At 36.2% G+C, this 25,296-nt stretch carries 22 protein-coding genes; all 22 read left to right on the top strand.

Features of this window, described 5'->3' with window-relative positions; genetic code table 11:
• The first annotated feature begins 58 nt into the window (after positions 1-58).
• The 22 genes from BM265_RS00100 to BM265_RS00205 all read left to right on the top strand — a co-directional run bounded on the left by BM265_RS00100 (position 59) and on the right by BM265_RS00205 (position 25,113).
• A complete protein-coding gene (locus BM265_RS00100) occupies positions 59-2,281 on the top strand; it encodes a Helicase associated domain protein (RefSeq protein ID WP_074959458.1) in 2,223 nt (740 codons plus the stop codon).
• Positions 2,282-2,300: 19 nt separating this feature from the next.
• A complete protein-coding gene (locus tag BM265_RS00105) occupies positions 2,301-4,799 on the top strand; it encodes a Helicase associated domain protein (RefSeq protein WP_074959459.1) in 2,499 nt (832 codons plus the stop codon).
• A 143-nt stretch (positions 4,800-4,942) separates the two neighbouring features.
• Positions 4,943-5,176 (top strand): hypothetical protein, encoded by a 234-nt coding sequence (locus tag BM265_RS00110; protein ID WP_074959460.1) that lies wholly within the window; start codon positions 4,943-4,945, stop codon positions 5,174-5,176.
• A gap of 13 nt (positions 5,177-5,189) precedes the next feature.
• Positions 5,190-5,516: an NUDIX domain-containing protein gene (locus tag BM265_RS00115; RefSeq protein WP_074959461.1), complete on the top strand. Its 327-nt coding sequence runs from the start codon at positions 5,190-5,192 to the stop codon at positions 5,514-5,516.
• 186 nt (positions 5,517-5,702) lie between these two features.
• Positions 5,703-6,356, top strand: a complete 654-nt coding sequence (locus BM265_RS00120) for a sugar transferase (protein ID WP_074959462.1) — start codon at positions 5,703-5,705, stop codon at positions 6,354-6,356.
• An 84-nt stretch (positions 6,357-6,440) separates the two neighbouring features.
• Positions 6,441-7,328 (top strand): aldo/keto reductase, encoded by an 888-nt coding sequence (locus tag BM265_RS00125; RefSeq protein ID WP_074959652.1) that lies wholly within the window; start codon positions 6,441-6,443, stop codon positions 7,326-7,328.
• Between the two features lie 8 nt (positions 7,329-7,336).
• On the top strand, positions 7,337-8,344 hold the full coding sequence (locus tag BM265_RS00130; protein WP_074959463.1) for a transketolase: 1,008 nt from the start codon (positions 7,337-7,339) through the stop codon (positions 8,342-8,344).
• A 10-nt stretch (positions 8,345-8,354) separates the two neighbouring features.
• A complete protein-coding gene (locus BM265_RS00135) occupies positions 8,355-9,293 on the top strand; it encodes a transketolase family protein (RefSeq protein WP_074959464.1) in 939 nt (312 codons plus the stop codon).
• 15 nt (positions 9,294-9,308) lie between these two features.
• Positions 9,309-10,520: a glycosyltransferase family 4 protein gene (locus BM265_RS00140; protein ID WP_074959465.1), complete on the top strand. Its 1,212-nt coding sequence runs from the start codon at positions 9,309-9,311 to the stop codon at positions 10,518-10,520.
• 6 nt (positions 10,521-10,526) lie between these two features.
• Positions 10,527-11,291: a LicD family protein gene (locus tag BM265_RS00145; RefSeq protein WP_081358314.1), complete on the top strand. Its 765-nt coding sequence runs from the start codon at positions 10,527-10,529 to the stop codon at positions 11,289-11,291.
• Positions 11,292-11,304: 13 nt separating this feature from the next.
• Entirely contained in the window at positions 11,305-11,799 is a 495-nt protein-coding gene (locus tag BM265_RS00150) for a GNAT family N-acetyltransferase (RefSeq protein WP_074959467.1), read from the top strand.
• Between the two features lie 109 nt (positions 11,800-11,908).
• Entirely contained in the window at positions 11,909-12,892 is a 984-nt protein-coding gene (locus BM265_RS00155) for a pyridoxal phosphate-dependent aminotransferase (protein WP_242940737.1), read from the top strand.
• A gap of 12 nt (positions 12,893-12,904) precedes the next feature.
• On the top strand, positions 12,905-14,224 hold the full coding sequence (locus BM265_RS00160) for a Gfo/Idh/MocA family oxidoreductase (RefSeq protein ID WP_074959469.1): 1,320 nt from the start codon (positions 12,905-12,907) through the stop codon (positions 14,222-14,224).
• A gap of 92 nt (positions 14,225-14,316) precedes the next feature.
• Positions 14,317-15,396 (top strand): glycosyltransferase, encoded by a 1,080-nt coding sequence (locus tag BM265_RS00165; RefSeq protein WP_074959470.1) that lies wholly within the window; start codon positions 14,317-14,319, stop codon positions 15,394-15,396.
• 38 nt (positions 15,397-15,434) lie between these two features.
• Positions 15,435-16,544, top strand: a complete 1,110-nt coding sequence (locus BM265_RS00170) for a glycosyltransferase family 4 protein (protein WP_074959471.1) — start codon at positions 15,435-15,437, stop codon at positions 16,542-16,544.
• 11 nt (positions 16,545-16,555) lie between these two features.
• Positions 16,556-17,767, top strand: a complete 1,212-nt coding sequence (locus BM265_RS00175) for a glycosyltransferase (protein ID WP_074959472.1) — start codon at positions 16,556-16,558, stop codon at positions 17,765-17,767.
• Positions 17,764-18,939, top strand: coding sequence for a hypothetical protein (locus BM265_RS00180; protein WP_074959473.1), 1,176 nt, complete (start codon positions 17,764-17,766; stop codon positions 18,937-18,939). Before BM265_RS00175 ends, BM265_RS00180 begins: the two co-directional genes overlap by 4 nt.
• A 107-nt stretch (positions 18,940-19,046) precedes the next feature.
• The gene (locus BM265_RS00185; RefSeq protein ID WP_074959474.1) at positions 19,047-20,570 is read left to right on the top strand and encodes an oligosaccharide flippase family protein; all 1,524 of its coding nucleotides are present in this window, start codon (positions 19,047-19,049) and stop codon (positions 20,568-20,570) included.
• On the top strand, positions 20,563-21,609 hold the full coding sequence (locus tag BM265_RS00190) for a polysaccharide biosynthesis protein (protein ID WP_074959475.1): 1,047 nt from the start codon (positions 20,563-20,565) through the stop codon (positions 21,607-21,609). The genes BM265_RS00185 and BM265_RS00190 overlap by 8 nt, the downstream gene beginning before the upstream one ends.
• A 1-nt stretch (position 21,610) precedes the next feature.
• On the top strand, positions 21,611-22,780 hold the full coding sequence (gene wecB / locus BM265_RS00195) for a non-hydrolyzing UDP-N-acetylglucosamine 2-epimerase (protein ID WP_074959476.1): 1,170 nt from the start codon (positions 21,611-21,613) through the stop codon (positions 22,778-22,780).
• Positions 22,777-23,982 (top strand): capsular polysaccharide biosynthesis protein CapF, encoded by a 1,206-nt coding sequence (locus tag BM265_RS00200; RefSeq protein ID WP_074959477.1) that lies wholly within the window; start codon positions 22,777-22,779, stop codon positions 23,980-23,982. The genes wecB and BM265_RS00200 overlap by 4 nt, the downstream gene beginning before the upstream one ends.
• 78 nt (positions 23,983-24,060) lie before the next feature.
• Positions 24,061-25,113 (top strand): acyltransferase family protein, encoded by a 1,053-nt coding sequence (locus tag BM265_RS00205; protein WP_074959478.1) that lies wholly within the window; start codon positions 24,061-24,063, stop codon positions 25,111-25,113.
• Positions 25,114-25,296: the final 183 nt, after the last annotated feature.

Consider the following 25,296-nt stretch of genomic DNA (forward strand, 5'->3'; position numbering starts at 1 on the left):
GTTGATTTGCGAAAAGAATAACGTCGAAAATTTCCAGACAACTGAGAAGGTGAGGACTATGTTTTTGCATAAACACAATAGTGAGACTTATGCGAACATGGTTAGCCTTTTTCAGACAGAGCAGCGAGTGGCTGCGGTACAGCCTACTGGAACAGGCAAGAGTTATCTCATTATGCAGCTCATCGAGGATAATGCTGATAAACGCTTTGCGGTCTGCTCTCCCTCAACTTACATTTTCGAGCAGATGAAGTCGCTTGCGGAGGGAAATAACATTTCTCTTAAAAAAACCGATTTCCTCACCTACACAAAGCTGGCTCAGACCGAAGCGTTCTCGGAATATGACTACCTTATACTGGACGAAATGCATCGTTGCGGCGCAAGCTGTTGGAGCATTGGTGTTCAACGATTAATTGACAGCAATCCGAACGCTAAAGTGTTCGGAACGTCGGCAACGCCTATACGCTACCTCGACAGCGGACGCAACATGGCGGACGAACTGTTTAACGGTGTCTATGCCGTGAACATGAGTTTGGCTGAGGCAATTCGCAGAAAGATACTTCCACTGCCGATATATGTTACCTCATGGTATTCTTTCAGGGGTGACATAGAACAGCTTGAAATGAAAGCCGAGCAGTCGGGCAATCCGAGACTGAAAAGTGCCTTGCTGGGTAAGATCCGGAAAGCAAAGTCGATGATTGCCGAACTTGATGTCGGAATTGAAAAAATATTCGAGAAGCATATCCGCAACAAGGCGGGCAAGTTCATTGTCTTCTGTCCGAGCGTGGAACAGCTTCAAAGAATGGTCAGCGAATGCGACTCGTGGTTCACGAAAGTCAACCGCGATATTCATAAATACACGGTCTACGCGCAGAACAGCGCGTCGGACAAACAATTCGAGGAGTTCAGGAGTGATAAGGACAGTAATGCATTAAAGCTGCTGTTCTGCATTGATATGCTGAACGAGGGCGTTCACTTCGACGACGTGGACGGGGTCATCATGCTTCGTGCTACGCAGAGTGCAAATGTTTTCTATCAGCAGCTGGGACGTGCGCTGGCTTGTTCCGATTCAAAGAAGAAGCCTGTGATCTTTGATATTGTAAACAACTATGAGACAGGCGATACTGCACAGCAGTACGCAGGTTTCATGGAAATAGCCCGAGGCGAGGGCGATTACGATGATGAGATCGAATTTGAGCTTTACGACTACGTTTGTGACATTCGTGAGATACTCAACGAGCTCAATGACACCTTCGCAAACAGCTGGGATTTCAACTTCGAGCTGCTCAAAGAGTACGCCGAGAAGTATCATGCTTTCCCGGACGGAAATACCTCTTATGAGGGAGTTCTGATCGGCAAATGGGCTAATCAGCAGCGAACTCTGAACAATCAGGGCAAGCTGTCAAAGAATCGTGTTGACAAGCTCAACAGCATTGATTTTCCTTGGGATGTCAATGAAGCAAGCTGGCAGACATTTTATGAAGAACTAAAGTCCATCGTAGAGTCGCTGGGGCATTTCCCGAAAAAATCGGAGTTCGGTTCGGACAAGACAAGTCTGTACAGATGGGTCACAACGCAAAAATACAAGTACCGCAATGGTACGCTTGAGGAAGACAAAGCCAAAAAGCTTATTGCGATTGGTTGCGAGATCACTAAGGGTATGGCAGAGTATTGGCAGGATAACTGTGATAGGCTCGGCGAATTCGTGAAGCAGCATGGACGTTTCCCGAATTATGCCGATGTAAAGTCAGACCCGGAATTAAAGGTTATATACGTTTGGGCGAACTCTCAGCGTACCGCAAGGTATCGCGGGCAGCTGTCGGAAGAACGTATTGCGATTCTTGATTCGATTGGTTTTACCTGGGACAAACATGAAGAAGAGTGGTTGAACGCTTTCAATAGGCTTAGAAGCTATTTCAAAGAGTATGGCAGCCTGCCGGGCATCAATGAGGTTGTTGATGGATACAAGCTGGGAAAATGGTATAAAAGTCAGGTCGTTTTGTATTTAGCCGGAAATATGCAGGCGCACCGCGTCGAGCGGTTTAAAGAGGCTGGCATACCGCTTGAAAATATACGTCAGAGACGCAAAAACGAAGTCTTTATGAAGTACTACGACAGTTACATGGAGTACCTGCAAAAGTTCGGGAAGCACCCTGCGAGTAAGGATCGCTATAATGACCTTGACCTTGTTAAGTGGCGCTGTACTCAGATGCAGAAGAAACGGCAGGGTAAGCTGACAGATGAGCAGGCGAACTTGCTTGCGACTATTTGCAGAGGTCTTTAGATAAGAAGCGGGTGATAGCATGGCACTTGATTTGTTTAAGCACAACTTAGATGCATACAACAGTGCAGTTGCTATGCTTGCCAAAAGCGGCAAAGCTGCTGTCATTCACCCGACAGGTACGGGAAAATCCTTTATCGGCTTTAAGCTGTGCGAGGACAATCCCGACAAGACGATATGCTGGCTCTCTCCGTCGGATTATATCTTCAAAACTCAGCTTGAAAACCTTGCTGAGGTTTCGGGTGGCTGGCAGCCGGAGAACATCAAGTTTTTTACTTACGCTAAGCTCATGAATATGAGTGAAAGCGAGATAGATGAGATAAAGCCATATGCGGTCATTTTCGATGAGTACCACAGAACAGGCGCGGCAGGTTGGTCTAAGGGGATAGAAACGCTTTTAAAGCTCTACCCCGATGTTCTGATGCTTGGTTTGTCTGCCACAAATATCCGCTACCTTGATAATCAGCGTGATATGGCGGACGAACTTTTTGATGGAAATATCGCATCCGAGATGACGCTTGGCGAGGCTATTGTGCGAGGAATCCTCAACGCACCCAAGTATGTGCTTTCCGTTTTTTCTTATGAGAAAGAGCTTGAAAAGTATGAAAAGAGTGTAAGCCGTATCAATAATACGACAATGCGTGAGGTGGCTGATGAATATCTGAACGCACTGCGCCGCACGATTGAAAATGCGGACGGGCTTGACGAGATCTTCAGCAAGCACATGGAGAACCGCACAGGAAAATATATCGTATTCTGCTCTTGTTATGATACTATGACAGAGTGTATGGGATATGTTTCAAAATGGTTTGGCAAGGTCGATAAAGAACCTAAAGTCTATTCTGTTTATTCTGGTGACGCGGGTTCAAGCAAGTCTTTTAAGGATTTTGTAAATGACACCGACGAGAGCCATTTACGGCTATTGTTCTGTATCGACGCACTGAATGAGGGAATACACATTGATGATATTTCGGGCGTGGTATTGTTCCGCCCGACTGTATCTCCAATTGTATATAAACAGCAGATCGGAAGAACACTTTCTGCTAACAAAAAAACAACACCTGTGATCTTTGATGTTGTAAACAATATTGAAAACCTGTACAGCATCGACGGCATCAGGAACGAGATGGAGGCAGCGATCACCTATTACCGATACAATGGAAACGGCGAGGAGATCGTGACCGATCATTTCACGGTCATAGACGAGGTTGCCGATTGCAGGCAGCTTTTTGACGAGCTTGAAGGCGTTCTGAGCCGCTCATGGGACTATATGTATGAAGAAGCCAAAAAATACTATCAGGAACATGGTTCGCTTGTTTTTCCACGGTCATATTATAAAAACTATGGAACAAGCCTGATGAACTGGGTGGCGCTTCAAAGGGATATAAGAAACGGTACAGCGCAAGGCGAACTTACTGAAAAGCAGATAGAACTGCTTGATGAGATCGGAATGCGATGGGAAAGCAGAGCAGACCTTTCATGGAATAAAAATTTTTCCGCATATAAGGAATATGTTGAAAATGGCGGTTCCTTAAAGGTTTCAAATGATTTTGTTTACAAAGGCGTAGAACTGGGCAGGTGGCTGGCTATGATACGCAGGTACCGTAAATCGGGAATAAGATCAGAGTTATTTACAGAAGAGAGAGAAAAGGCTCTTGAACAGGTTGGTATTATTTGGGATCATATAGATTTTATATGGGAACAGAACTATGCAGCGGCTTTGGATTATTACAGAATTCATGGTGATCTGGAAGTCTCGAACAGAACTGTTTGGAATGGAGTGAAGCTTGGTCTTTGGCTTAGTGACCTAAGAAAAAGCAGCCGAAAGTTGACTGACGATCAGATAAAAAGATTAGATGCTATCGGAATGCGATGGAAATCAAAGGCAGCGCTTGCATGGGACCGCGGCTATGAAGAAGCTAAAAAATATGCTGATGAACATGGTGCAGCTGATGCTTCAATTCATTATGTAACTTCCGAAGGATACAAGCTTGGGATTTTTCTTGGCAAATGCCGTGAGAAGTATGGTAAAGGCAAACTAAGTCAGGATAAGATCGACATGCTGAATAAAATAGGCATGGTATGGAATAAATCAAGGGCAAATGAGTGGGATTCCTGTTTTCGGTTATTGGAAAAGTATTACTATGAGCATGGAGATTTAAATATACCGCCGACATACGTTGAGGATGGTGTTTGGCTGAATAAATGGCTCAATGAGCAGAAACAAATTTACAAAGGCAAACGAAAAGGAAAATCACTGTCAGAAGAACAGATCAACAAACTGCGTTCTCTCGGATTTAAAGGTATGACAATAAAAGAAGAACGCTGGGAAGAGAATTACAAGGCACTGAAAACGTTCTATGATGAACATGGACATTCTAAGATACCTATTGCGATGAAAACGGAAGCGGGAGTTGATTTGTATTCTTGGATCACAAGCCAAAAACATCTATATAAAGTCGGAAAGATGTCCTCTGATAGGATCGAGAAGCTTCGGGCTGTTGGGATTATATGGGAATAATGCTTTACAACAAGAATAAGCGCAAAATGATGACGGCTATTCGTCAGCTATTCGTCAAAGGTGTTCTGTGATGGCGGTTTCAGGCTCTTTTATGGAGCTTTTGACAAATTTTATTAGTTTGGGAAATAAATTGGTGAGATTTTATGACTTATAGGGTCGAGCAGTTTGTAAGAAAGATCTCGTCGCCCGTCATCGTGAAATACGGTGACACCGAGCGTGAGTTCAAAAGCGGCGAGGAACTTGCAAACTATGATTTTGATAGAAACGTTGTTGTCACGGACGTAAGTGCTGATGGCAACAAGATCATAATAACGCTTGTAGAGAATGCCAGGGTCAATGAGACTAACTGGGTCGGCGAAGAGCAGACGTACTTTTAAAACGGGGATTAATATGAAAAGTCAAGATCTTTCTGAAAAAGAGTTTCTCTACATTTCTTCAGTCACTCCGTTAATCAATGTAGATTTATTTGTAGTAAATGAATTTGAAGAAGTTTTGCTGTCTTGGCGTGACGATGAATACTGTGGCACAGGGTGGCATATTCCTGGTGGAATTATCCGTCATGGAGAAACGATGAAAGAGCGGTTATTACAAACTGCTAACAACGAACTTGGTTCTATTCCGCAATTTGAGTCGTCACCGTGTAAGATAACTGAAATCTTTTTGAATCAAGAGTATCGAGATCATTTTATATCACATTTGTTTATTGGAAGATGCTAAAAAAAAGATATATTGACAATAAAAACGCCTCAAAAACCAGGAGATTTATGTTGGTTTAATAGGTATCCAGAAGATGGCTTGGTCTATTCTCAAGCGCCATATGAAGAGTATTTGAAGAGATACTTTCTGAAGATTTAGGATTGATAATGAGAATAATATAAAATACTTGCGAATTGAGGAGTTTAGATGAAAGCATACGATGGTATATACAACAGATGCATTAAAAGGGCTATTGGTTTATTGGTGGCATTTCCTTTTTTGATAGTCGCATTGCCAATTTATTTTCTTATCAGTGTAGCTATTATTGCAGAAGATGGACCGCCAGTGTTTTATAGACCGCTGCGAGGCGGATATAAAAACAAACCATTCCATATTTTTAAATTTCGGACTATGGTAAAGAATGCTGATAAAATCGGAGGTGGTACTACTGCAAATCACGATCCGAGAATTACAAAAGTAGGCGGATTTCTCCGAAAGACTAAATTAGATGAAACAGCTAATCTTATTAATATCCTTATTGGAACGATGAGTTTTATTGGTCCGAGACCAGAATTGCTTCAATATACCGATAAATATGAAGGAAAAGAGAAGGAAATTTTAGAAGTTCGACCGGGAGTAACAGACTTTAGTTCCATTGAGTTCATAAATCTTGATGAGATAGTCGGTTCCGGGAATGCTGATGAGATGTACGAAAAGTATGTTCTAAAAAAGAAAAATGCGTTGCGTATTAAATATGCTGAAAATGTAAGTTTTATAACTGATTGCAAAATATTTTTTACTACGATTTGGAAAGTCCTTGAAAAGACATTCGGTTTTATTGTAAAGAAAGAACATCGATAGATTGATACTTTTGATAAAAGATGGAGAAAAAACATGGAGTACGTTACACTTAAAAATTCTGATCTCAAAGTTTCTCGCTTATGTATGGGTGGTTGTCCTATGGGCGGCTACGGTTGGGGCGATGTTCAGGAACAAGAATTGATTGATGCAGTTCATACTGCACTAGATAATGGTATAACAATTTTTGATACTGCTGATACATATGGTCTTGGACAAAGTGAAAGAACACTAAGTAAAGCTTTGGGTAATAAGAGAAAAGACGTTATTATTGCGGATAAATTTGGTGTTAGAGCAGGCAACGGTCCAACGTATTATGATAACAGTCCACAATATATTAGAGAAGCATTAGAGCTTTCATTAAGAAACCTTAATACTGATTATATTGATCTTTATCAGATTCATTACAGAGATAATAAAACTCCTTTGGGTGATGTTGTTGAGACACTCGATAGGTTAAAACAAGAAGGAAAGATCAGATACTATGGTCTTTCAAATATCCATGAATCTGATTATGAAGAAATCAAGCCGTTCATCGGTAAATTTGTGAGTGTTCAGGATGAGTATAGTCTCGCCTGCAGAAAAAATGAAGAAGAACTTAAGGCTTTGAGTTCAGAGTTTCAAATATCGCCTTTAACATGGGGGAGTTTAGGCCAAGGTATTTTGTCAGGAAAATATGATAAGAACACTTCATTTGGCACGAATGATAGGAGAAGCAGAGACATTTATGTGAATTTTCATGGAGAAAAACTAATGAAAAATCTTAACATTGTCGAAGCAATGAAACCTATTGCAGAAGCACACAACAAACCCATCAGTGCGGTAGCTATAAGGTTTATCTTAGACTGGCTTAATGATTCTGTTGTTCTTGTAGGTGCTAAACGTCCATCACAGATATTAGGAAATATTGAAGGTCTGGACTGGAATTTAACTGATGAAGAGCTAAAGATACTTGACGAAGTATCTGGAAATTGAGGGATAATATGAAAAAAACAAGCGAACAGTTAGCCTGGTTAATCAGGAGACATGGTATTGAAATGACACATTTGTCTGGGGGAAGCCATATAGGTGCAATTATGTCTGTTGCCGATGTTGTGGCTGTTTTATATGCAGATGTAATGAAGTATAGACCGGAAGAACCTAAGTGGCAAGACAGAGATAGATTTATTCTTTCAAAAGGGCATGCAGGAGCGAGTATCTATGCAGCCTTAGCGGAGGAAGGTTTCTTCCCTGTTGAAGAACTTAAAACACATTACCAAAACGGAAGCCGTCTGTCAGGTCATGTGTCGCATCATCTTCCAGGTGTAGATTTTTCTACCGGTTCGCTTGGACATGGATTATCAGCTGCTGTAGGTATGGCATATGCAGCAAAGAAAGATAAAAATGAAAATCACAAAGTTTATGTTGTTCTTGGTGATGGTGAATGCAATGAAGGTTCTGTTTGGGAAGCAGCTCTCTTTGCAAATCACTTCAGGTTAAATAATCTTGTAGCAATAGTTGATCACAACCATATGCAGAGTCTTGATTTTAATGAGAATACTCTTGAAATAGAAGATTTCGGAGCAAAATGGAAAGCTTTTGGATGGAATGTTGTTGAAATTAATGGCAATGATCACAACGAATTAAAAGCGGCTTTCAGATATGCAGATGAAAACTCTAAAATTGCTGAACATAAGCCTACAGTCATAATTGCAAATACAATAAAAGGCTATGGAATATCGTTTATGCAAAATGATATTCTTTGGCACTACAGATTTCCACATGATGGGTGGGAGTATGATACTGCTGTGAATGAACTGCATAAAGTTAAGCCAGATGGAATCATTGATCCTTATACGCCTAATGGTATTGAGAATCCAGTAATGCCGACGGAAGATGATGACATTGGTAATGATCATACATTTTCATCAACATGGAATACAACGTATCCTGAAATAATGCGACGTGTTGAAGCTAAATCTGGAAGCGGCGAACGTGAGCATAAGCTGTAAGGAGGTTGCTATGAGAGATACATTTGTTAAAACCTTAGTACAGCTTGCTAAGGAAGATAAAAATATAGAGCTTGTAACTGGTGACCTTGGATTTGGTGTATTAAAACCTTTTTGGGAACAGTGTCCAGATCAGTTCACCAATGCAGGCATCGCCGAACAAAACATGACATCTGTGGCAGCTGGAATGGCTCTTGAAGGAAAGAACGTTTTTACTTACAGTATAGGCAATTTCCCGACACTCCGTTGCTTAGAACAGATTAGAAATGATTGTGCATATCATAATGCTAATGTAAAAGTTGTATGTATCGGCGGAGGGTTTGTATATGGTTCACTTGGAATGAGCCATCAAGCGACTGAGGATCTAGCTATTCTAAGAGCATTACCTAATGTTGTTGTAATGGCACCAGCTGATCTCGTTGAAGCCGAAGAATGTACAAAGGCTTTGGCAAATTATAACGGAACAGCGTATCTTCGTCTTGGACGCGGTGGAGAAAAACGTATTCATGATCGTATTGATAATTTCCAGATTGGAAAGGCGATAAAGGTTCATGATGGAGAAAAGATTGCTATTTTTTCGACTGGTGCGATCTTTGAGGAAGTAACCGCTGCTTATGATGAGTTGAGAGATAAAGGATATAATCCTGCAGTTTATACATTCCCGACTGTAAAACCTATTGACAAAGAAACGATTGAAAAAATCAGCATGGAATATGATTTACTTGTCACCGTTGAAGAGCATAACATTGTAGCAGGATTTGGATCTGCTGTTGCTGAGGTTATGGCTGAAATGAATGATAAGAAAGCAAAACTATTACGTATTGGTCTTAACGATGAGTATAGCATTCGTGTTGGCAATCAAAAGTATTTAAGGCAGCAGTATGGTATGGATAGCACTAGTATTGTTAATAAAATACAAGATGCTATGCAGGAATTACAGAATAATCAATAATACGGAAGGATAATAATGCATAAAGTTGTATTTGTTACTGGCACAATAAGAGGAACATCTTCATGGCCGTATTTATTTGCTAAAGGTTTATCTGAATCGGGAATTGATGTTACTGTTATAAGCGGATATGCCAATATTAATGTATCAGATGAATACAGAGAACATCAATTATCGCATCCAAAGGAAAAAATTTCACCTTCTTTTAAGATAATTAGAGTTGGCTCAAGAAAAAAAGATCCGACATCGCTTGCAGCTCGTGGAATTAAATATGTTCATTTAACTGCAGCTATTTATCGTGAGCTAAAAAAACATAAAGCAGATTGTTATTTATTCTATAGTACACCGCCTTTTCTTGGTTTGATTGGAAGAAAGCTCGCAAAAAAAGGTAATAGAACAATTTATATTGCACAGGATCTTTTCCCAGACAGTCTTTTCTCAATAAAACCTAATATAGAAAAAACATTTATTGGTTTAATTTTGAGAAAAATGGAAAAATACATATATGATGGCAATACGAAAATTATCACCATATCGAAAACAATGGCTGATCAAATCAAATCCAATAAGACTAATAAGAAAAATGTAAATGTTATTTATAACTGGGCTGATGTGGATAAACTTCATCACGTAGAAAGAAAAGATAATAAACTATTTGACGAGTTTGAAATCAGTAGAGACAAGTTTATTATCTCTTATGCAGGAAGTTTAGGTCCTTTGCAAAAAATAGATATATTGATAGATGCAGCAAAAGAATTACAAGATTATTCAGATATCGAGTTTGTAATATTTGGCAGAGGTATTTGTCATGATGATATCCTAAAAAAAATACAAAATGAGGGAATACAAAACGTTAAACTTTTGCCTCTTCAACCTCCTGAAAGAATATCAGAAGTGTATAGTTTTGGTGATATTGAATATGTTAGTGTCGGTCAAGGCGTTATGAAAATGGCTTGTCCTCATAAAATATTTGACATATTTGCAGCAGGTAGTCCAATTTTGACGGCAATTGATAAGAATACCGATATAGCTGATTTGATAATGAATAATGATTTGGGATTAGTTGTGTCACCAAAAGTTAAAGAAATAAATGATGCAGTTTTAGAAATCTATAGAAATAAAGACTATCTTGCTCAAAAAGGGAAAAAAACAAGAATGCTTGCGGAGAAGATAGGCTATAAAATGCAAATAGATAAATATAACAAAATTATCTCTGACGTAATAGGTTGAAGGAAAATGATGGAAATGAAAAAAAACGAGTATGGACTACAATCAGTTCACGAGGATTTGCTTGAATTATTAAAATGTTTTGATAGTATTTGCAGGAAAAATAAAATAGATTATTCATTGTATGCCGGAACTCTTCTTGGTGCGGTAAGAGAGAAAGGATTTATTCCTTGGGATGACGATGCTGACGTAATTATGGTATATCGCGAGTACGTTAAGCTAGCAAGGGTAATGAAAAATAATGATAAGTACTATATTGATACTACCGATGCGTGGGTTCCTCGTTTTAGAAGAAGAAATGAAAAAAACGGTGCATTTATTGATTTGTTTTGGTTGTCAAATGCACCTGAGAATACAGTCAGCTTTCAGATTAAGATAAGCGAATTAAAAATACTTCAAGGAATGCTAAAAAAGTATAAATCTGAAAAGGAAATCTCTAAATTATATCAAGTAATGTTATGGGGTACTAGAATTATAGGGTCCTTGTTTTCAAGATCATCCTTGCTAAAAAAGTATAGGACGATTTCTCTTCGAAATGAAAGACAACAATCATCTATGTATTCTATACCCAATGCAGCATTTTCATATTTGAAGTACAGATTTGATAAAAAAACAATTGGAAATAAGTATACAGATATAATTTTTGAAGATCAATTATTAAGAACATTTACAAGTTGGGATTATATTTTAAAGACTGTATATGGAACAGATTATATGACCCCTCCTAGTCAAAAATATAGAGTGCGTTCACATGCCAATCAAATGAATTCATGATTTGAGGTTAAGTATGATAAAACTAGAACAATTGTCAATAAAAGATGATTATAAAGTATATGAAATGCTTCAAAGAATAGGTTCGTGTGAAAATGAATTTAAAAATACAGCACATGGTATTTCTTACGAAGAATATTTAGAATGGTTAAAAATACAGGATGATTGGTCAAGAGGAGAGAATCTTCCGAAAGATTATGTTCCGCAAACTATATTCTGGTTGTTTGACGATGATGTCCCTGTAGGATTCGGAAAAATTCGCCACAGATTAACCAATTATTCAAGAGAAATCGGTGGAAATATAGGTTATGCAATCGACCCATATTATAGAGGTAAAGGGTATGCAACCAAATTACTGGCTCTTTTGATAGATAAAGCAAAAGAATTAAAGGTTAATGAAATACTGCTTAGTGTTGAAAAATACAATCCTGCTTCCAAAAATGTTATTGAAAAAAACGGTGGAAAGATGATTAGTGAAAATGAGTATAGATGGTATTTTTCGTTTGATTAGTGAGAAGAGCTAATCCATAGAAAGGACTATGATTATGTATTATCTGAATAATAGGGTTGAATCATTGTATAGAATATTCGATCAAAATGAAAGAAAAGATTATCTTCGATTGGATCTTAATGAAAACCCTGGTGGATTACCGCAGGAATTTATTGATGAAGTGCTATCTGGCGTTGATTCTTCTTTTATTGCACAGTATCCTGAAACGCTACACTTTACTGAGATTCTTGCAAAACATTTGGAAACAGATATTTCTCACCTTTGTCTTGTAAATGGTTCTGCTGAGGGTATTAGATATATAATTCAAGCATTTACTTCTGAAGGTGGACGAATCGTTGGTGTTGTTCCATCATATTTTATGTTTCAAGTTTATTCTGAAATGTATGGACGAAATTTTGTGAAAGTACCATACAATGAAGATTTAAGTATGGATGTGGATAACATAATCAAAGAAATGACAGAGGATACACAGCTATTAATACTGTTGAATCCGAATAATCCGATGGGAAATGTTTATTCAGCTGATGAGTTTGAAAGGATTTTAAAGGTTGCAAAGAATAAGCAAATTACGTTATTAGTAGATGAAGCTTATCACTACTTTTATCCTAAAACCTTTATTAAATATGCACTTAGTGATGAACACATTTTTGTAACTCGTACTTTTTCAAAATTGTTTTCTATGGCTGGTTGTCGATTGGGTTATGTTGTAGGATGGCCTGAAGGAGTAAAAATGGTTCAAAAACTTTGTACACCCCACAACACAAATGCTTTTGCAATGCGATTTGCCGAAGCGATTCTTGAATCTCCATATATGTTAAAAGAGCTTATCAGTAAGTTTGAAGAGGGACGCAATTATTTGATTAGTGAATTAGATAAGAATGAATATCCACATAAGGGGGAAGCTGGAAATTTCATTTTTATCAAGCCTAAAACTGATTCCCAGTTGATAGTTGATCGTATGAAAAATGAAAAGAGAATTCTAATTAAGACATATTCAAATGTTGGAGAGTTCGGTGATTGTTTAAGGGTATCAATAGGTGAAAAAAAATACATGAAAAAATTCTTGGATGCTCTTTATGAAATTGATAAATAGTGGAGATTTACTATGGTAAAGGTAATTACATATGGTACATATGATTTACTTCATTATGGTCATATTAGATTATTAGAAAGAGCAAAAGCTTTAGGTGATTATTTAATTGTAGGAGTAACATCAGATGATTATGATAAAACTCGTGGTAAAATCAATAATCAACAGTCTTTGATGGAACGAGTAGCAGCAGTAAAAGCAACTGGAATTGCAGATGAAGTTATAGTTGAAGAATACGAAGGTCAAAAAATTGACGATATAAGAAGATATGGAATTGATATCTTTACTGTTGGATCTGACTGGACTGGATATTTTGACTATCTAAATGAATATTGTGAAGTTGTTTATTTGTCAAGAACAAAAGGTATATCTAGTACAGAAATAAGATCATCAGTTTCTAAAGTAAAATTGGGGTTAGTTGGTTACTCTTCATTTTTAAATAAGTTTTATAGAGAGAGTAAGTATGTAAACTCTATTGAAATAATAGGACTTTGTTCTTCTGATCTTTCGAAACTTAAAGAAATTGTTAATGATATCGAACTTATAACTGATGATTATGAAAAATTGTTAGATAATGTTGATGCTGTATATATCCATTCTCATCCAAAAAATCATTTTGACCAATGTAAAGAAGCACTTGAACATAGAAAACACGTTATTTGTGAAAGTCCTTTAGCACTAACCGAAGAGCAATGTGAAAAATTATTAAATTTGGCGGACAAACAAAAATGTGTTCTTATGGAAGGAAATAGAACCGCATATTTAACAGCATATTCAAGATTGTTACTATTACTGAAAGCTGGCAAAATTGGGGAAATAGCTTCAGTAGACGCAACATGTACAAGTTTAAGTACTTTTGAAAACTATGGTGACAAAAGTTTGAAGTGGGGATCATTAGAAGCATGGGGAGCAACTGCATTGCTTCCTGTATTTCAGATTCTTGGTACAGATTATAATTCTGTAGATGTATTTTCGATTCCTTTTAAAGATTATCCATATTTGGATGGCTTTACAAAGCTAAACTTTTTATATAAAAATTCAACTGCTACTGTAAAAGTTGGTATGAATATAAAATCTGAAAGCGAATTAATAGTATCTGGAACGAAAGGATATGCTTATATCCCTGCGCCTTGGTGGAAAACAGATTATTTTGAATTAAGATATGAGAATTCTGCTGAAAACAAAAGATATTTTTATCCCGTTGAAGGCGAAGGAATTCGTTATGAATTAGTACAGTTATCAACTGCAATTCGTGGTGGTAAACCTGATTATTATATAGGGAGAGATGTAACAAAATGTATTGCTAAAACATTTAATCAAGCAGAGGATAGTTGAACAGTTGTCAAATAAGTTATTATTCATTCTGAAGTGCGAATCGCATTAATGATTTATTTTATTTACTATACACTAGAAAAGGGAGAATCATAATGAAAGTAGTCATATACGATGTTTCTGCAGAGGATAAGGGAGGATTATTTGTTCTAAATGATTTATATAGTAGTATAATAAAAAATAATGATGATATAGAATGGCATTTGTTCGTATCAAGTAAAGAATTTAAATCTTGTAATAACATTATTGTACATTATTTTCCCAAAATGAGTATGGTTAAACGGTTATTATTTGAACAAATTCTCATTAATAAAGAAGTAAACAAGATTTCGCCTGATTATGTACTTTCATTACAAAACATCCCTCTTATTTTTTCTAAATATAGACAACTTGTTTATTTGCATCAATCATTACAGTATTGTCCAGTTAGGTTTTCTTTTTTTCGTAGGAGTGAAAGAAGTCTTGCAATAAGACAACATATCATATGTAATATTTATCGTTTGTGTCTTTTAAGAGCAGATCATATTTATGTTCAAACTGATTGGATAAAGAAAGCTACAAGGAAATGGCTGAGCATAAATGAGAAAAAAATTTCAGTTGTTCCTATAACTATTTCCAAAAATGATGTTCCGGATTTGGAATATATTGGAATGAATAGCAGATGTTTTTTTTATCCTGCGCGAGCGCAGCAGTACAAAAATCATTCAGTAGTTATTGAGGCTGTGAAAATTCTAAAAAAATCAGGCATTAAGGACTTTGAGGTAGTTTTTACGATTGATCCTACGATCAACGAATATGCAAGTGAATTGCAAAAAAAAGCTACTCAGCTCCCAATAAAGTTTGTTGGAGATCTACCGTATGAACAAGTACTAGAAAAGTATAGTAGAAGTATATTGATTTTTCCTTCATATTTAGAAACATGTGGACTTCCGCTTGTTGAAGCAAGAGTGATGAATTGTGTTATTATTGCATCAAATTTGCCATTCTCGCACGAAGCCCTAGCCGGTTATTCAAATGCACTTTTCTTTAACTATAACAATGCTAGAGATTTAGCCAATCATATGAGGAAAATTCTTAATAAGGGTTATTCTTATAATAAAAATAATTGTAAATCATTTCATAAAACACAATCATTATATTCTCAGCTCGTAGTTGATATTAATCATAATGTTTGAGAATGCTTAATATAATATTTGTTTTTTAGGTGGTATAAATGAAAATTTTATGGATTTCGAACATTCCATCACCATATAGAGTGGATTTTTTTAATGAACTTGGCAAACACTGCAAATTAACAGTTCTTTTTGAAAAAAGTTCATCAGATGAACGTGATGAAACTTGGAAAAAATATTCTTTTTCGAATTTCAAAGGCGTAATTCTAGGAGGAAAATCAATAAATACTGATAAGGCTTTATGTTTTAGAGTAATATCATTTTTAAATAACTCTAAATATGATCATATAATTGTTTCTAACATTTCATCTCCTACAGGAATAATTGCTGTTTTATATATGAGAATGAAAAAAATACCTTATTGGATTGAAGGAGATGGAGCTTTTGCAAAGAAGAAAAAAAATCTAAAAGAATTTGTTAAAACTTACATTATTTCTCATGCTAAAGGATGTTTTAGTACAAGTAAAGTCCATGATAATTATTATTTAACTTATGGCGCTAAGAAAAATGCTATATTTAGATATCCTTTTACATCAATAAGTGAAGAAAATGTTTTAAAAAACACAATTCCTTTAAACTTAAAAAGAGACCTTAGAAAAACTCTTGGGATAAAAGAAGATAAGGTTATACTTTGTGTCGGTCAAATGATTCCACGAAAAGGAATTGATATTTTTATTAAAGTAGCGGCTTTGAACAAGAGCTATGGTTTTTATATTGTAGGTGGAAAACCCAAAAATGAATATTTAGGACTAAAAAAAAGACTTGATGCTTATAATGTGCATTTTGTAGACTTTAAGAAACCTGATGAATTAAAAAAGTATTATCAAGCTGCAAATATTTTCTTATTGCCAACTAGAGAAGATATTTGGGGACTAGTGATAAATGAGGCTATGGCTAATGGTTTACCGGTCGTTACCACAGATAGGTGCATAGCCGGAACTGAACTAGTTAAAAACGAAAAAAATGGTTATGTAGTGCCAATAGAAGATGTTTTTACAACATCAAGTGCAATTAATAAGGTTTTTGAAAAAGGATATGAATGTATGGGTAAAAAGTCTTTAGAATTTATTGAAAAATATACAATAGAAAACATGGCTAAGGCACATATAAACATACTAGGAAGTAAGAGTAACGATAATAAACATAAGTAGGAAGGGTATTCATGAAAGTAATATACATTGGGACTATTGTTCCAAATGATTATATAAATAATTATCCTAGTACGTCAGTAGCAGCTAATAACTTTCAAAGTGGGTTGCTTAAAGGTATTGCTAAGGATAAAAAAATAAAATTGAAAATCTATTCTGTACCAGCTCGTAGGGGGTGGCCAGGTAAGAGTAGTGTGTTTTTTTCTCGAAATGAGAATCTTCCATTTTATTATGGATTGAATGTTTCGATACTCTCCTTTATAAATATTAAATTCTATAAAGAGATTAGTATTAGATTTCACACTTTTTGTTCTCTTTTGAAAGAACTTTGCTTAAAAAGTCATGAAAAGTGCTGTATTATTTCTTATAATGGGGATGGACGATTAACAGCCTCAATAAGATTTTTACGACACTTTCTCAACTTTAAATATATCTGTATGGTTGTTGATCCTCCGGAGTATAAAGGAACAACATCAAGAAAAGGTATGTTGTGGAAAAAAATATATCAATATAATAAAAATGCCTATATGAAATCTGTTTATGCAGCAGATGCTCTCGTAGTTTTAAACAAGTCATTTATAACAATAAATAAAATTAAATCTAAATATATTGTAATTGATGGTGGCATATCATTAGATGAAATAGAAACCATTAAACATGAAAAGCCAAGAGTGTATTATGATAAAAAGAATTTTAATATTGTTTTTACAGGAACTTTGCATGAGCACTCTGGTGTTTTACGCTTAATTGATATGTTTGAACAATCAAATATTCAAGGTGCATTATTGCATATTTATGGTTCAGGTGTTGATCAAGTAAAAGTTAAGCAAAGAGCAGATAGAAATACTAAAATAATATATCACGGACCAGTTGATTTTAACACAGCAATATCTGCTCAATATGAAGCGGATTTGTTGATTTGTCCAAACCCGATAACACACCCTATTAATCAAGTTGCGTTCCCCTCAAAACTAATTGAATATTTGGGTAGTAATACTCCGATACTTGTGACTAAATTGCCTTCGATAGGATTAGAATATAATGATGCAGTGGTGTTTTATGATGATACGCTTGATGATTTTAAAGTGAAAGTAAAAATGATAATGAATATGAGTAATAATGCTTTAAATGTATTGACTGAAAATGCCATGCATCTTGCTCATGACTCAAAAGAATGGGATGCGCAATCCAAAAAGCTGCTTAAGTTAATTAAGGATACGATATGAATAAAGTTAATCAACAAAAGAATGAAACCGTATTAACTATCATTTCAATTATATTTGCAATATATCTTAGTGGTAATTATTTTGTAATGAGTAAATATGATATTTCGGTTTTACTATTCTTGCTGTTTGAAATCATTATATTTCTTTTAATAAAAAAAGGAAGAATCAAGTACGAACCACACTGGATATTGTTTATCTCGATAACAATCACTGTTTTTTTTCTTAGTGCCTTAACAAACAATTTCATGGATATTTCATCTTATATTGCTATATTATTGCAAATGATTTGTGCCATGATAATTTGTTTAACAGTTAGTAAAAAACAATTTGAAGCCATTTATGTTGAAATAATGGTTTGTTTAGCTTTGATTTCATTAATATTTTATGCTATTGGATTCATTTATCCATCTTTTGTTAGATACTTTCCTTCTGAAAGTCGTAGTGATTTGAATCTAACATATTATAATGCTTATATTTATGTATATTGGGAAGAGACAGGATGGACAATTAATAATCTTTCTATAAGAAATTCAGGTATATTTTGGGAACCTGGGGTCTATCAAGCTTATTTAAATATTGCTCTATTTTTGTTATTACAAAATGAGACAGTAAAATATCAACGTATGAAAATTTTAGTTTTAGTTTTTACGATTATTACGACGTTATCTGCGACTGGACTCTTTGTATTATTTCTTGTTGTAACTGGTTATTTTGTAACAAACAAGCAAAGCAAAAACATTCTGTTTTTACTGCTTGGATTTATAATATTTATTGTAGCAGTAAGTAAAACATCTTTTTTAACAGATAAACTATTCAATAGTGAATATATAAAAAATAGAGTGGCATTTAATCAACTTCAATTTGTTTTTGGTAGTTATAAAGCATATCTTTGGGGATATACTTTTACTGGAAGAGAAAACATTACAACCACCATTTGGAATTCTATATTTGATTCTGCTTTAGTTTTTGGAATTCCGTATGTTTTGCTACTGTTATATTGCTATTTTAGGTTTTGCAAAAAAATTAAGAGTGGTTTTTTTTTCTATATTGTTCTAATTATTTGTTTTTCAGTAGAATCTCTTATATGGCGCCCTTTTTTTATGTTGTTTATTTTTTATGGAATAAGCACCAATTCTTCAGAAGAACATAAAATAGTTGAAAATGTTAGTTAAGAGTAATTAAGAGTGCTTTTGATGTCTTAAAAGTAAATTGTATATTTATTTGAATTATTGAAAAATAGAGTGCTAATAAGAACTAATTGCTTATAGGAAGGATAGTAATGAAAAGAACAACAGGTGTATTGTTATCATATGTGTTAATCTTTTTCGAAGCTCTTTCAACACTATTACTAACACCATATATAATTAGGACTTTAGGTCAAGCCGAATATGGTGTCTACAAATTGACAATTGCAATTAATACATATCTTCTTCTTCTTGATTTGGGAATTGGAAATGCAGTAACACGTTATATAGCAAAATTCAAAACAAATAAAAATAAAATACAGGAAAAGCGTTTTTTGGGAATTGTAACTTTATATTATATTATTATTGCAGTAATTGCTTTATTATCAGGAATTATATTAGTAGTCATTTTTCCAAGAGCATTTTCAAAAGGTTTATCCACTAATGAAGTAGTTCTTGGTCAAAAATTATTAAGTATAACAATGATAAATTCTGCTATTACCTTAGGAACTGCAGCATACAATAATGTAATCATTGCATATGAAAAGTTCTTTGTTTCAAAAGGCTCTGCAATAATACAGATTATTTTGAGAATGATCGTAACTTATTTTGCACTAAAAGCAGGAATGGGTAGTATAGGAATCGTCAGTGTTAACTTGATAATGACTGTGTTATGTCGTATTTACTATGTATTATATGTATTATGTGTAATTAAACTGGTGCCTACTTTAAAAGGTATTGAATTATCTTTTGTAAAAGAAATAATCATCTATTCATCACTTATTTTATTACAAATGATTGCTACTCAGATTAATGCGACTGTTGATCAGATTTTAATTGGAGCTTTGGTTACTGGTTCATCGGTCATTTTAGCAGTATATGGAGTTGGAACTCAAATAGTACAGTACTTTCAGACTTTTGGTTCTGCTTTTACTGGTGTTCTAATGCCCGGAATTGTAAAAATGGTCGAGAATAAGGCATCTGCCAAACAATTAACAGATGAGATGATCCGAATAGGTCGTATTATACTAATAGTTTTAGCACTAATATGGAGTGTCTTTTTAGTAAATGGGAAGGAATTCATAAAGTTATGGGCTGGACAAGAGAATATAAATGGATATTATGTTGCTATAATACTTATGACAGTAAATATATTTGTACTAACTGAGGCAGTTGGAACGCAAGTATTATGGGCAATGAATGCACATAAAGAACAATCATATTTAAAAATCACCATTGTGTTGTGCAACATTTTATTGACAATTGTCTTGATAAAATGGAATCCGTTGATAGGCGCAACGATTGGAACGTTTATCTCTGTATTGTTAGGAGATGTTGTGGTTTTAAATCTTATTTTTATAAAAAAAATCGGTATGAATTTAATTTATTATTATAAAATGTTATTTAAAGGCATAATTCCTTGCGCTGGAATAATAATTATTATTGGATTTATTATAAATCAATTCTTAGCAAGTGGATTATTATGTTTTTTGCTAAAATCATTTATTATGGTCATACTATATTGTGGATTTTTATTATTATTTGGCCTTAATCAATACGAAAAGCAATTATTTGGATCATTAATTACAAAAGTAAGGAGAGGAAGTACAAATGAGTAGTTTTACAAATGCGGTGTTAATGATAACAGGTGGTACTGGAAGCTTTGGTAACGCCGTTCTAAACCGATTTTTGAAAACCGATATAGGTGAGATCAGAGTTTTCAGCCGTGATGAAAAAAAGCAGGATGATATGCGACATCACTTTCAGGCTACAATGCCAGAAGTTGCAGACAAAATCAAGTTCTATATTGGCGATGTTCGCAGCTTAGAGTCTGTTCGTGGAGCGATGCAAGGCGTAGATTACATATTCCATGCGGCTGCGCTTAAGCAGGTTCCGTCCTGTGAGTTCTTCCCTATGGAGGCTGTTCGCACTAACGTTATCGGAACTGATAATGTTTTAACAGCTGCAATTGAGGCTGGAGTCAAGAGCGTAATCTGCCTCTCAACTGACAAAGCTGCTTACCCGATCAATGCTATGGGTATCTCGAAGTCGCTTGAAGAAAAGGTCGCTATTGCTAAGTCGAGAACTTCCGGCAATACCAAGATCTGCTGCACTCGTTACGGCAACGTTATGTGCAGCCGTGGCTCGGTTATTCCGCTGTGGATCGACCAGATCCAGAACGGTCAGCCAATTACTCTGACCGAGCCTAAGATGACTCGTTTCATAATGTCATTAGAAGAAGCTGTTGACCTTGTTCTGTTTGCTTTTGAGAACGGCGAAAACGGTGATTTGCTCATTCAGAAGGCTCCTGCCTGCACCATTCAGACACAGGCTGAAGCTGTATGCGAGCTGTTTGGCGGCAAGAAAGAGGACATTAAAGTTATCGGTATCCGTCACGGTGAGAAGATGTACGAGACCCTGCTCACAAACGAGGAATGCGCTAAGGCAATCGATATGGGTGATTTTTACCGTGTGCCTGCCGACAATCGTGGTTTGAACTATGACAAGTTCTTCAAGGAGGGTGATGAGAATCGCGTGACACTTTCCGAGTTCAATTCCAATAACACCCGCATACTGAATGTTGAAGAAACTAAGGCGAAGATTTCTTCTCTCGCATACATACAGGATCGCCTTGCGGAGATGAAAGGAAATATTTAAGATGGTTTCTTTCAAAAAAAATGGCAAAATTAAACTATTAATAATTGTAGGCACCCGCCCTGAGATAATTCGTCTAGCTGCGGTCATCAAAAAGTGCCGTAAGTATTTCGATACTATCCTTGTTCACACCGGACAGAACTACGACTACAATCTTAATGGGGTGTTCTTCAAGGATCTGGGGCTTGATGATCCCGAGCTGTACCTTGATGCGGTTGGCGCTGATCTCGGAGAGACTATGGGCAATATCATCTCTGCAAGCTACAAGGCTATGGTTGAACTGAAGCCTGATGCAGTGCTTGTTCTCGGTGATACAAACTCGTGTCTTTCAGTTATCGGTGCAAAACGTCTGCATATCCCGATCTTCCACATGGAAGCCGGTAACAGATGTAAGGACGAATGTCTGCCCGAGGAAACAAACCGCCGTATTGTTGACATTATCAGCGATGTGAACCTTGCTTATTCCGAGCACGCTCGTCGTTATCTTGCTGACTGCGGTCTGCCGAAGGAGCGTACCTATGTGACAGGTTCGCCTATGGCTGAAGTGCTGACGAATAACCTTGACTCGATAAAGGCTTCCGATGTTCATGCACGTCTGGGTCTTGAAAAGGGCAAGTACATCCTGCTTTCGGCTCACCGTGAGGAAAATATCGACACCGAGAAAAACTTCACTTCCCTTTTCACAGCTATTAATCAGATGGCTGAAAAGTATGATATGCCGATTCTTTACAGCTGTCATCCTCGTTCTAAGAAGCGTCTTGAAGCGAGCGGATTCAAGCTTGACAGCCGTGTTATCCAGCACGAACCGCTTGGTTTCCATGACTATAACTGCTTGCAGATGAATGCGTTCTGCGTTGTTTCCGATTCGGGTACTCTTCCTGAGGAGAGTAGCTTCTTCACAAGCATCGGTCAGCCTATCCCTGCGGTGTGCATAAGGACTTCCACCGAGCGCCCCGAAGCACTGGACAAGGCTTGTTTCATTCTTTCGGGAATCGACACAAAGGGTCTGCTTCAGGCTGTTGATACTGCCGTTGAGATGGTCAAGGAGGAAAAGAACGGCGGAGCGATCCCTGTTCCCGATTATACTGACATCAACGTTTCCGATAAGGTTGTAAAGATCATTCAGTCTTATGTGGGCGTTGTAAACAAGATGGTTTGGAGAAAAGACGTATGAATATACTTATAACCGGTGCAAAGGGCTTCACAGGAAAGAATCTTGTCGAGAATCTGAAAAACATTCGTGACGGCAAGAACCGTACTCGCCCCAACATTCAGATTGACGAGATATTCGAGTTTGACATTGACACGGACAAGTCTCTACTTGACGAATATTGCGCAAAGGCTGATTATGTTTTTAACCTCGCGGGTGTGAATCGTCCCAAGGATAACAGCGAGTTTATGGCGGGCAATTTTGGATTTGCGAGTGAGTTGCTCGACACGCTTAAAAAGCATGGCAACAAGTGTCCTGTGATGATCTCATCGTCTTTGCAGGCTACACTGATTGGACGCTATGATGGCGAGTATGGACGCAGCAAGTTGGCAGGCGAGAATTTGTTCTTTGATTACGCGAAAGAGACTGGTGCAAAGGTGTTTGTTTACCGTTTTCCAAATCTCTTCGGCAAGTGGTGCAGACCGAACTACAACAGTGCTGTCGCGACCTTCTGCAATAACATTGCAAACGACCTACCGATTCAGGTCAATGACAGAAGCACTCAGCTTGAGCTATTGTACATTGATGATCTGATCGAGGAAATGCTCGATGCAATCGAGGGTAAGGCTCACCGCTGCGACTATGAAGGACTTACTCCCTTAGCAGGGGAGCAGGGCAAGTTCTGCTATGTGCCGACTACTCATAAGGTTACTCTCGGTGAGATAGTTGATCTGCTGGAGTCTTTCAAGGCTCAGCCCGAGACACTTGTAATGCCGGAGATTCCGAACAATAGCTTTGCGAAGAAACTGTATTCGACCTATCTCAGCTACCTGCCGAAGGAAAAGACTATCTTTGATTTGAAGATGAACTGTGATGATAGGGGTAGCTTTACCGAGCTGATGAAGACCGTCAACTGCGGTCAGTTCAGCGTGAATATCTCAAAGCCCGGTATCACTAAGGGACAGCATTGGCACAATACCAAGTGGGAGTTTTTCATTGTTGTTGCCGGTCACGGACTAATTCAGGAACGCAAGATCGGCACTGACGAGGTCATTGAGTTTGAGGTTTCCGGCGACAAGATCCAGGCGATTCATATGCTGCCGGGTTACACTCACAACATCATAAATCTCAGTGAGACCGAGAACCTTGTGACCGTGATGTGGGCAAATGAGCAGTTTGATCCGAAGCATCCCGACACATTTGCTGAAAAGGTTAGTGACTATTGATTGGATATGTTATTAGATGACAATTAGTATCTTATTTAGGTTTGAATCATCCTATCACTATTGTAGAAAGGTTTGATTATGAATAATACTACTCTAAATCAGTATAATAAATTGATTTCTGATGAAAAAATAAGTTGTACTGTTTACATAATTCGTGTATTTGCGATTCTTTCGGTTATTGCTGCTCATGTTAATGTTGTTGACAATAGCAACATTATTTCAAGCATTATTACTCATATCTGGGCAATATTATCATGCTTTGGTGTTCCAGCTTTTTTGATTACAGGGGGGTATTATTATCATAGAAAAAAAAATGATAGTAAAATCTTCTGGAAGAAAAAAGTATTTGGCTTCATAATTCCATGGATAATAGCTTCAATAATAACATATTTCATACATATATTTCTCGGAGAGCATGATGGTTCACTTTTTGATTATTTTTTATGGTTTATTGGTTCAAAAACTTTTTTTTATTATATGACAATATATATATTTATGCTATTGCTGTTTAAAATAATTAATAATAATACATTGATTCTTATAGTATGCATTCTTGTTTCAATAATCTCCTTGATGTTTGAGCAGTTTTTTTTCAAGGAAGATTATGGCGATTTAATATTGACGTGTTATCTTAATCCTTTAAATTGGGTAGGTTATTTTTCATTTGGAATAATAGTACGAAACTTTAATCTTGAACAAAAAGTGACAAATAGGATCTTTATAATTTCAACTTGTGTATTTGTAGTTTCTTTTTGCATACAGAGCTTTTTTAATCAGCTCTCTTACTTTAATATTCTAAATCCTATAACTCAAACTGCGCTATTAGTTATTTTATTTAGAGTACTTACTCAGCATTCTTCAGAAAATAAGAAAATGAACAAGTTGTTAATCTTTGTAAGTTCAAATACATTAATTATATATTTTTATCATATACAAATAGTGCAATTCTTGTTGATTAGACTGCGTAAGAATTGTCTTTTTAAATTGTTTAATCCAATTTTGGGTTTGATAATAATGATTGCTATTTTGTATATTGCATATTTTTTGGCAGGTCGTATTCCTTATGGAAAAGTTTTTATGCGTTATATTGGTTTAAAAGAGTCAAATATGAAAAATCTTAGGAAAACGTGATTACTATTTCTTTCTATTGAAATAATATGGATAGTATACTATTAGCTTATTTATTATGTGAACTACCAAACCAACCTCACACTCAACCGATGGCAGACTGAGCGAGATCCTGAAAAAAGCCCGAAAAACTGTGATTTTATTGAAAAAAATTTGACAAACGGACTGAAATATGGTATAATATTG

The sequence above is a fragment of the Hominimerdicola alba genome, from assembly GCF_900112155.1.
Classification (GTDB): Bacteria; Bacillota; Clostridia; order Oscillospirales; family Ruminococcaceae; genus Hominimerdicola; species Hominimerdicola alba_D.